Origin of the sequence: Burkholderia sp. S171, from assembly GCF_009766085.1 — a bacterium.
GTDB lineage: Bacteria > Pseudomonadota > Gammaproteobacteria > Burkholderiales > Burkholderiaceae > Caballeronia.
Map to the genome: position 1 here is coordinate 1 of NZ_LMUF01000002.1, position 8,283 is coordinate 8,283.

10 protein-coding genes are annotated in these 8,283 nt (G+C 60.8%); 6 read left to right on the forward strand and 4 right to left on the reverse strand.

Annotated features, from left to right (window positions below; all coding sequences use genetic code 11):
- Window positions 1-789: 789 nt before the first annotated feature.
- On the reverse strand, window positions 790-1,044 hold the full coding sequence (locus GSQ93_RS00915) for a GlsB/YeaQ/YmgE family stress response membrane protein (RefSeq protein WP_158933823.1): 255 nt from the start codon (window positions 1,042-1,044) through the stop codon (window positions 790-792).
- 249 nt (window positions 1,045-1,293) lie between these two features.
- Here GSQ93_RS00915 and GSQ93_RS00920 point away from each other — a divergent pair, with 249 nt between their 5' ends.
- Window positions 1,294-1,791, forward strand: a complete 498-nt coding sequence (locus GSQ93_RS00920) for a hypothetical protein (RefSeq protein ID WP_158933824.1) — start codon at window positions 1,294-1,296, stop codon at window positions 1,789-1,791.
- A gap of 54 nt (window positions 1,792-1,845) precedes the next feature.
- Here the strand turns inward: GSQ93_RS00920 and GSQ93_RS00925 are convergent, their stop codons facing one another.
- Complete coding sequence (locus GSQ93_RS00925) at window positions 1,846-2,721, reverse strand: lipid A biosynthesis lauroyl acyltransferase (RefSeq protein ID WP_254073701.1); 876 nt, start codon at window positions 2,719-2,721, stop codon at window positions 1,846-1,848.
- A gap of 414 nt (window positions 2,722-3,135) precedes the next feature.
- On the opposite strand from GSQ93_RS00925, the gene GSQ93_RS00930 reads away from it, so the two are divergent.
- Window positions 3,136-3,438, forward strand: coding sequence for a YciI-like protein (locus GSQ93_RS00930; protein WP_158933826.1), 303 nt, complete (start codon window positions 3,136-3,138; stop codon window positions 3,436-3,438).
- Window positions 3,439-3,463: 25 nt separating this feature from the next.
- On the opposite strand, the gene GSQ93_RS00935 is transcribed toward GSQ93_RS00930, so the two are convergent.
- The gene (locus tag GSQ93_RS00935) at window positions 3,464-4,495 is read right to left on the reverse strand and encodes a LysR family transcriptional regulator (RefSeq protein ID WP_158933827.1); all 1,032 of its coding nucleotides are present in this window, start codon (window positions 4,493-4,495) and stop codon (window positions 3,464-3,466) included.
- 146 nt (window positions 4,496-4,641) lie between these two features.
- Window positions 4,642-5,982, reverse strand: a complete 1,341-nt coding sequence (locus GSQ93_RS00940; RefSeq protein ID WP_158933832.1) for a mechanosensitive ion channel family protein — start codon at window positions 5,980-5,982, stop codon at window positions 4,642-4,644.
- 156 nt (window positions 5,983-6,138) lie between these two features.
- Between GSQ93_RS00940 and GSQ93_RS00945 the strand changes: the two genes are divergently transcribed.
- The 4 genes from GSQ93_RS00945 to GSQ93_RS00960 form a co-directional block, all read left to right on the forward strand.
- Entirely contained in the window at window positions 6,139-6,360 is a 222-nt protein-coding gene (locus GSQ93_RS00945) for a hypothetical protein (RefSeq protein WP_158933828.1), read from the forward strand.
- A gap of 16 nt (window positions 6,361-6,376) precedes the next feature.
- Complete coding sequence (gene crcB, locus GSQ93_RS00950) at window positions 6,377-6,754, forward strand: fluoride efflux transporter CrcB (protein WP_158933829.1); 378 nt, start codon at window positions 6,377-6,379, stop codon at window positions 6,752-6,754.
- Window positions 6,755-6,761: 7 nt separating this feature from the next.
- Window positions 6,762-7,244 (forward strand): GNAT family N-acetyltransferase, encoded by a 483-nt coding sequence (locus GSQ93_RS00955; RefSeq protein WP_158933830.1) that lies wholly within the window; start codon window positions 6,762-6,764, stop codon window positions 7,242-7,244.
- Between the two features lie 121 nt (window positions 7,245-7,365).
- A partial coding sequence (locus GSQ93_RS00960; RefSeq protein ID WP_158933831.1) for an aromatic amino acid lyase occupies window positions 7,366-8,283 on the forward strand: 918 nt, incomplete at its 3' end.

Here is an 8,283-nt window from a genome sequence, read left to right on the forward strand (position 1 = left end):
AAAAGCACGGTGCTCGCCAGAACCACCGATGTTTGAACCCCTCCTTCTCGCGAATCCTGACATAGACACGCTTCGCCACCAGTGCTCTCGGGCAAGCACGACTGCTTGCGGACCAACCGGGCCTCGTGCATATTCATTGCTACGTTTCTTCATGGGTTGATTGCTTGGTCAGCACGGTCAATTTTTTGGGTATGGCCTCGCGCCTCGTTGCGACTTCGTTTCTAAGTGGGTTGGCGACGTGGTTCGTCATGCGAACAAATTCGATGGTTGGTTTTCGCGGATAGCGCGGGGTGCTCCTTGGACAGATTCAATCACTGGTGGCGAAGCGTGTCAGAACCTGTGTACGGAGAAGGAGGGTTTCACACATCCTTCGCTCTGGCGAGCACCGTGCTTTTGGGGCACCTATGAATAGAAACTGCACGCTGTGGACACTTAGGGTAGCGTGGTTGAAAGCGTTTTCTTTGCTTCGTTTCTTTGTCGCTTTGGACAAAGAAATGACGTGCCGCCACGCACAGTGGCCTATAGTGATAAAGAGAAAATCCGGCTCTCGCAGACCACTAACACCGAAAGCACCAACCCAACACCGACCCCACCCGCTACCCGTGCAACCACGAGCAACTTCGCACCGCACCACACCCACCAAAAACCGTCCACCGGCGCGAGCGAACTGCTCATGCTTGATGCCCTGAGGTAGGGCCGGACGAAATGAAAAGGCAGTTCCAACCTTCGTTGGAACTGCCTTTTCATTCGACCCGAAACCTCATACGCGCAAATCGGGTCTCACGGGTTTCAAGCCCTGCGACGCACGACGAGCCCCCAGACGAACAGCAGGACGATAGCGCCGACCACCGAGGCAATCCATCCCGCAGCTTGCCCTTCGTGATACCGGCCGAGTGCGCGGCCGGCGTAGCCAGCCACCAGCGAGCCGGCAATGCCCAGCACGATCGTCATGATCCAGCCCATGCTGTCGTCGCCTGGCTTGATCGCCCGGGCAATCAAGCCAATGATGCCGCCGATGATAATGGTGCCGATAAGTGAAAGCATGAAGATTCCTCCGTAGTGTTGGCGAAACGCCCGGGAATATCCGGGCGCGCGCCGGCGCACATGCGCGCGACACGCCTGCAGCAAAAAGACGGGCGGTGCGCAAAGTGCCCGTCGAGTAGACCGGTCGACCAGCGTGTGGGCATTTTCGACGATGCCACGGCTTCTTGCAGGTTAAAATTCGTCGCATCAGCACGGTGCAACACCCGCGTGCTCCCACACCGTTTCATGCAACTCGAGCGACTCATTCCTATGACCGATTCAACCCCCGATCTCCATACCGACGAAGACACCACACTCCACGAAGCTCGCCTATGGCGCGACGACGGCTGGACCGCAAAGGTGATCAAGAACGAGGATGATGACGGCTGGGCGGTCGAAATGATCAAGGACGGCGAAGCCGAACCGGCGCTCACCGGTCCCTGGACCATGGGCCGCGACAAGAAGAACCCCAAGCCGCTCGATCCGAATGCGTTCCGCACGCTGATCAAGACGGCGTCCGAAGTATTGCGCCGGCACGAGCAACAGCGCCACGCAATTCTTCACAAGGATTTTACGGTTCGCGCTGACGGCGAGGAGGTGACGGTGTCGTTGGATATCGTCCCTGACGAGGACGATCCCTACGCAGACCTGAAGGCGCTCGATTCGTTCGGCGCGCTGCTCGCCCACGTGCGCGTGTCCGCAGGATTCAAGCTCAGCAAGACCAGCGCGCAGGCCTGGGTGGACAACGACTTCCGTAAGCCCGACTGATCGCCGCGCACGCTGACATTGATACTGACACGCCTTGGCGGCGCGCAGAATAGATTAATAAACGCCGGCTACGCCTTCTGGCCGATGTTTGAAGCGGCGATGCACCCAGTAATATTGTTCCGGAAAACGCACTATTTGCGATTCCAGGAACTCGTTCATGCGGCGGGCATCGGTTTCGTCGCTTTCCGACGGAAAGTTGGCAAGCGGCTCGAAAATCGTCATTTTGTAGCCCTTGTAATCGGGCAGCACTTCGGTCACGAACGGCACCACGCGCGCGCCAGCAAGGCGTGCCAGCCGCGACACCGACGTAAGCGTGCAGGCCTGTACGCCGAAGAACGGCACGAACACCGAGTTCTCGATGCCGTGATCCATGTCGGCGGCGAGCATGACGGAACCGCCCTTGCGCAGCAGCTTCAGAATGCGGCGGCCGCTGTCGGCGCGCATCACCATGTCGGCGCCGAAGCGGCCGCGCTGTTCTATGGCGAGCGTGTTGAGCCGCTTGCTGGACATCGGCGTATAAAGCGCGGTGATGGGCAGCTTCATGGAGTACAGCATGCAGCCCACTTCAATGGCGACAAAGTGGAAGCCCATGAATATGGTCGGCGGTGAGTTTTCGTCGTCGAGGTCAATGCGGCTTTCGAGCTGCACGAGTTTTTCGATAGCTCGAGCCGAACCAAACCACTGCACGCCGCGCTCCACATAGCTGCGCACGACGTGACGAAAATGGGAGCGTCCGAGCAATTCATATTCAGCGGCGGTCTTCCCGGGAAAGCACAATTGCAGATTGACCTGCACAATATGTTTTCGACGGCTCGGAATGCTATAGAGCAGCGCACCAAGGCCGCTGCCGAATCGCGCGACCAAGCCATAGGGCAGGTGAGCGAGCGCGCGGAGCAGCGCTACGACGAGCGAGAAACCGAAGTTGTTCAAACTTGCCCCTTGAGACGGGCGGCGAAATGCGTATGACGAGCGCCGGATGAATTTAAACTTCGACGATCGGCATGCTGCCGGATGTCGAAGAGGAGTAACGGCGAAACCCAAGCGCGGCGAGAGTGATTGACCCTTCAGCCGGGGAACCAGGAGGCGAAAAAGCCGCAGAACACGGTTGTTCCGAAGAACGTCCGACGCCGCCGGAATGTTCAGCGTCGCGGGTAATTCGCGAACCTGCGCCAAGGTAAAAGTCGAAAGTGTCGCAATGATCGCACACACGGACTCCGCCATACAGTTTTGGCGTGCCTATCGAGTCTTACCCGTGTGACATGCGTGTCAACTATGCGCTTACTACATGCGGCACGATCGTTTCATTACGGCGCGCAAGCGCCGCCTGCAACCGGAGACAAGCTTATGCACTTTCTATTGATGTACGAATTGAGCGCCGATTACCTCGAACGCCGGGCGGCGTTTCGTGACCGCCATCTGGCGGTGGCGTGGGCATCGGCGGAACGGGGAGAATTGTTGCTGGGCGGGGCGCTGGAGGCACCCGCCGACCGGGCGATGCTGCTGTTCGAAGCGGACTCGGCCGCCGTGCTGGAGGCGTTCGCGCGGGCCGATCCGTATGTGAATGAGGGGCTGGTCACGCACTGGGAAGTGCGCAAGTGGAATACGGTGGTGGGCGACGGGGCGGCTCAGCCGGTCAGGCCGGCGTGAGCGCCCATGCCAGCGACATGCAGGATCATGACTCGCTGGTGGTTTCCTCGTGCGCGTCCTCGTCGCGGGCTGCAGCAGGTCTTGATGCCGGCGCTTTCGCGGGCGTGGATGCCGGGCGGCGAGCCGTGCGGAACAGGCGGGTGAGCGTATCGTCCATTTCCTGCGAGCGCTCGAATAATTCCGCCAGCCAGTCCACGAACGCGCTAACCCTCGGCGCGGCTTGCCGGCTCTTGACGAACGCGACCGACACGTTCATTGGCATCGACTTCCATTGCGGCAATACCTCGCGTAGTTGCCCCGAACGGAGGTACGGCAACGCGGCAATGCGCGGCGGCTGAATCAGCCCGAGCCCTTGCAGGCCGCATGCGAGATACGCATGTTCGTCGGTGACCTGAACAAAACCCGCCATCTTCACGGTCACTGCTTCGCCATCGACTTCGAAGTCAAAATCACACGGCCGGCCGGTGCGAGCCGACACACAGTTCACCGCGACGTGCTGCGCGAGTTCGTCGAGTGTCTTGGGCGTGCCGTGCGCTTCCAGATACGCGGGAGTCGCGCACGTCACGTGCTCAAACGTGCCGAGCCGCCGTGCGATCAATCCGGAATCGGGCAATTCGCCGAGCTGTACGCTGCAATCCACGCCTTCTCCGACCAGATCGACGGCGCGATTGCAGATACCGATCGACAACTCGATATGCGGATAACGCGCATGGAAATCAGGCAGCGCGGGCACGACCAGCGCCGTGGCGACTGTATCGGGCAACTCGATGCGCAGACGGCCGCGCAGACGCTCGTCGCGGCCGAGAAAGCCCGCTTCCAGATCGTCGATATCCGCAAGAATGCGCACGCAGCGCTCGTAACACTCGGCTCCTTCGGCCGTGAGATTGAGGCGCCGCGTGGTGCGTGCGAGCAGTTGCACGCCGAGCAGCGCCTCGAGTTGTTGAATGGTCGTGGAGACACTTGCACGCGGCATGCCGAGAGATTCGGCGGCGCGCGAGAAGCTGTTGGTATCGACGACGCGGATGAAAACACGCATGGCATGAACGCGATCGGTCACGGGAGTTTTCCTTAGAGGCGATGAGTGCGATGACCGGCGGGCACCTTCGGGTGATGCAGAAGGAATGCCGGCAAGGTTCACACTTTAGGCATCAGGACGGTTCGCGTGAATACACAAAAGTCGCGGATTCTTGCCTGCTTCTCCGGCTAAAGCGTGGGCAACTCGCCGCGCAAACGGCCGCTTGCCGCTCCGCCAATGGCGCTGGCGCTTCCTCCGCCTCCGCCGATCCGCCCGCTCACCAGTCCGCTCATGTCAGCACCGGACGGCGCCTGATAGAGCCGCAGGCCCATCTCCGGCAGGATAGACAGCAAGTGGTCGAACACATCGCCCTGGATGCGTTCGTATTGTGTCCATGCGGTGACGGCGGTGAAACAATACACCTCCACCGGAATGCCTTCCGATTGCGGTTCCATCATGCGAACCATCATCGCCATGTCCTGCCTGATCTCCGGATGCCGCTGCAGATATGCGAGCCCATACGCGCGGAAGGTGCCGATATTCGTCAGCCGCCGCCGGTTGGCCGGCTCGCTGGCGAGCTCGCCGAGATTCTTGTTCGCCTGGTCGACTTCAAGCTGCTTTTCTTCCAGATAATCGTGCAGCAGGCGAAATTGCTTGAGGCGTGTGGTTTCTTCATCGGTGAGAAAACGCACACAGGTGGCATCTATTCGCAGCGTGCGCTTGATGCGCCGCCCGCCCGATTCGAACATCTGCCGATAGTTTCTGTAACTCTCCGAGAACAGCTTGTAGGTGGGCACGGTAGTCACCGTGTTGTCCCAGTTCTGCACCTTTACCGTATGCAGCGCGATGTCCTTCACGAAACCATCGGCGTTGGATTGCGGCATCTCGATCCAGTCGCCTATGCGCAGCATGTCATTCGATGTGAGCTGCGTGCTCGCCACCAGCGACAATAACGTGTCCTTGAACACGAGCAGCAGGACGGCCGACAGTGCGCCGAGCCCGGACAGCATCCAGAGCGGCGAGCGGTCGATCACAATAGACAGCACCAGCACGCCGCATATCAATGCGAGCGCGAGCTTGCCGATCTGGATGTAGCCTTTGATTGAGCGTGTCTGCGCCTGCATGCTGGCCGCGTAGACGTCTTGCCATGCGCTGAGCGCGCCGCCCATCGCGAAGAAGACGCAGATCCATGCGCTGGCGTGCGCGAGCCGCTCGATCACGTCCGCCAGATGGCCGATGTGCGGCACATCGCCGATACCGATCGCCACCGCCGCAAACGGCACGGCGTACCAAAGCTGGTGATAGGCGCGATGCCGGGCGAGCGACTTGTCCCACGCCTGACGTTCGGTCAGGACGAGCAGACGGTGCGCGAAATACAGCACGATGCGCGCGACCACCCACTGCGCGAACAGCGCCGCCAGCGCGAGCGTCAGCAGGCCGAGCGCGAATTGCGCCCAGTGGTGGGTGGGGTAGTGCTGCTGCAGCGTGTCTGCAACAGTGTCTATCAGATCATCCAGATTCAAATTCATGCGGGCAGTGTGGAACATGCAAAGGCGATGCAAAGGCGAGTGAAAGCGCGACCCGTATTGTGCATGAAAGGCGGCGCTGCGCTTTCTGTATCGGGTTCTGCGTGCGCTCCATTATGATGACGGCTTCATGCATTCCCGCGCGCGAGCGCAACGTTCATGCGAACCGTCAAGCTGGAGCACAACGACGACACCGTACTCGACCCCGCCGATCCCCAACTGGTCATGCGCGGCTCCCTGCTGCTGGACGGCCATGAATGCGGCGGCTGGGAACAGCGGCGCGACGGCACGTGGATCGCGCGGCTTTCGGCGTCCGGCGAGACGGTCGTCGCGGCCAGCCGTGACCAGCTCATCGAGCGCCTGACGCTCGTTTCTCTCTGATCTTCATCCTTCGCTCATGTATCTGTCGATTCTGGCTGTAGGTATTGGCGGCGCGCTCGGTTCCCTGTTTCGATGGGTCCTCGGCCTGCGCCTGAACGCGTCGTTTCCCAATCTGCCGCTCGGGACGCTCGCGGCAAACGTTATTGCGGGCTATGTGATCGGCGTGGCGGTGGCGTGGTTCGCGCGCTTCCCCGGGGTATCGATGGAATGGCGCCTGTTCGTCATTACCGGTTTGATGGGCGGCCTGTCCACCTTCTCGACGTTCTCGGCCGAAGTCGTCGCGCATTTGCAGCAGGGGCGCTACGGCTGGGCGGCGGGCGAGATCGCGATCCACGTGACGGCCTCTGTCGTGATGACCATTTTGGGCATCGCGACTGTCTCGCTCACGCGCTAAAGAACCCGTGCATTCTCCGATACAACCCGTCATCCGGCGTTATGAAGCGGCGGATCTGGATGCGGTTATCGGTGTGTTCCTGCGTTCGGTGCGCGAAGTGGCGTCGCGTGACTACGATGCAGGCCAGATCGGGGCGTGGGTGCACGTGGACCGGGAGGTTTGGTCGCGTCGCCGGCTTGACCGGCCGACATGGGTTGCGCTGATCGACGGCGCGATTGCAGGTTTCATTGATCTGGAAGGAAGCGGGCACATCGATATGCTGTTTGTCGATCCGGCTTGCCAGCGCATAGGCGTGGCGAGCGCGCTGCTTGATACGGTGGAAAAGGCGGCGCATATGCAACGGCTCGCGCTCCTCGATACCGACGCCAGCATTACCGCGCGCCCGTTCTTCGAGAAGCACGGCTTTCAGATCGTCCGCTCGCAAGAAGTGGCGCTGCGCGGCCAGCGGCTCACGAACTTCCGGATGGAGAAACGATTTGGCGCTGTATAGACAACCGGTCGAAAAAATGGCCGGATCGATCCCTGAAAATACGATTTAGGTGTTTTCAGGCCTTGTTTTGGGGGATTTGTTTGTTTAGACTGGGCCGCAACTTGTATAGACAGGACTTGCGATGATCGAATTGACCCCCGGCCACCTCACGCTGGCGCACTTGCGCCAGATCGCCCGCGGCTCCGACGCCTTAACCCTCGATCCGGCCAGCTTTGCCGCCATCGACGCTTCCGCGCAAACCGTTGCCGACATTGCCGCCAAGGGCGAGCCGGCCTACGGCATCAACACGGGTTTCGGCCGTCTGGCAAGCACCCACATTCCCGCCGATCAGCTTGAACTGTTGCAGTGCAACCTGGTGTTGTCGCATGCGGTGGGCGTGGGCGAACCCATGTCGCGCCCGGTCGTACGTTTGCTGATCGCGTTGAAGGTGTCGAGCCTGGGACGCGGGCATTCGGGCATCCGCCGCGAGGTGATCAACGCGCTGATCACGCTTTTTAACGCCGATGTCCTGCCGGTCATCCCGGTCAAGGGTTCGGTTGGTGCATCGGGCGATCTGGCGCCGCTTGCGCATATGTCGACGGCGTTGCTCGGTATCGGCGAAGTCACCATCCGTGGCGAACGCGCGAGTGCGCTGGACGGGCTGCGCGTTGCCGGTCTCGAACCGCTGACGCTGCAGGCTAAAGAAGGGCTCGCGCTGCTCAACGGCACGCAGGCTTCCACGGCGCTCGCGTTGTACAACATGTTCGCGATCGAAGACTTGTATCGCACGGGGTTGGTGTCGGGCGCGCTGTCGGTGGACGCTGCAATGGGTTCAGTCGTTCCCTTCGATGCCCGCATTCACTCGCTACGCGGTCACGCCGGACAAATCGATGCGGCGGATGCCTATCGCACCTTGCTGGAAGGCTCCGCGATCAACTTGTCGCATCAGGATTGCGACAAGGTTCAGGACCCGTACAGCCTGCGTTGCCAGCCGCAAGTCATGGGCGCATGCCTCGACCAGATGCGCCATGCAGCGAATGTCTTGTTGATCGAAGCGAAT

Coding starts and splice junctions, on each gene's coding strand:
- GSQ93_RS00915 (WP_158933823.1), bottom strand. CDS start 1,044: ATGCTTTCACTTATCGGCACCATTATCATCGGCGGCATCATTGGCTTG.
- GSQ93_RS00945 (WP_158933828.1), top strand. CDS start 6,139: ATGCGAACCGTCAAGCTGGAGCACAACGACGACACCGTACTCGACCCC.
- GSQ93_RS00930 (WP_158933826.1), top strand. CDS start 3,136: ATGCACTTTCTATTGATGTACGAATTGAGCGCCGATTACCTCGAACGC.
- GSQ93_RS00940 (WP_158933832.1), bottom strand. CDS start 5,982: ATGAATTTGAATCTGGATGATCTGATAGACACTGTTGCAGACACGCTG.
- GSQ93_RS00920 (WP_158933824.1), top strand. CDS start 1,294: ATGACCGATTCAACCCCCGATCTCCATACCGACGAAGACACCACACTC.
- crcB (WP_158933829.1), top strand. CDS start 6,377: ATGTATCTGTCGATTCTGGCTGTAGGTATTGGCGGCGCGCTCGGTTCC.